The sequence below is a fragment of the Massilia genomosp. 1 genome (genome assembly GCF_011682185.1).
GTDB classification, from domain to species: Bacteria; Pseudomonadota; Gammaproteobacteria; order Burkholderiales; family Burkholderiaceae_D; genus Telluria_A; species Telluria_A rubra.
In genome coordinates this window covers 1-385 of the sequence record NZ_WHJF01000426.1, presented here as the reverse complement: position 1 = coordinate 385, position 385 = coordinate 1, and the positions used below count along the sequence as shown (strand labels likewise).

The 385-nt window shown below is 67.3% G+C and carries 1 protein-coding gene; it reads left to right on the top strand.

Going from position 1 to position 385, the window contains the following annotated elements:
- Positions 1-115 precede the first annotated feature (115 nt).
- The coding region (locus tag F1735_RS34355) for a hypothetical protein (RefSeq protein ID WP_167241529.1) at positions 116-385 on the top strand (270 nt) is incomplete at its 3' end.

Sequence of the window (385 nt, the reverse complement as noted above, 5' to 3'; positions counted from 1 at the left end):
GTTCTTATTTACATGGTTTTTACGGCAAGGTATGCTGTTTCGCAACGGACACGTTTGACATCGATCGTCCGCCGGGCCGCCAGTCTGCGGTCGGTTTTCCATCAACAAGGACACCATGCAAAAATCGCCCTCCCTGCCAGCCCCGTCGAACCAGGATGCCGTGCAGCGCAGCGTGGCCGACACGCGGCAAGAGGGCCAGCCTGGCGCGGCCGGCACGCTGGCCGGTCCCCAGACGGAGCGCCTGGGCCAGCTCGCCGAGCTCGCCAACGCCAGCGCGCAGGGCGCGCTGCAGCGCCGGCTGGCCGGGATGGCCCAGGCCAGCGCGCGCACGGTGCACCGCAGCGGCTTGCCGCACCAGTTAAAGAGCGGCATTGAAGCGCTGTCC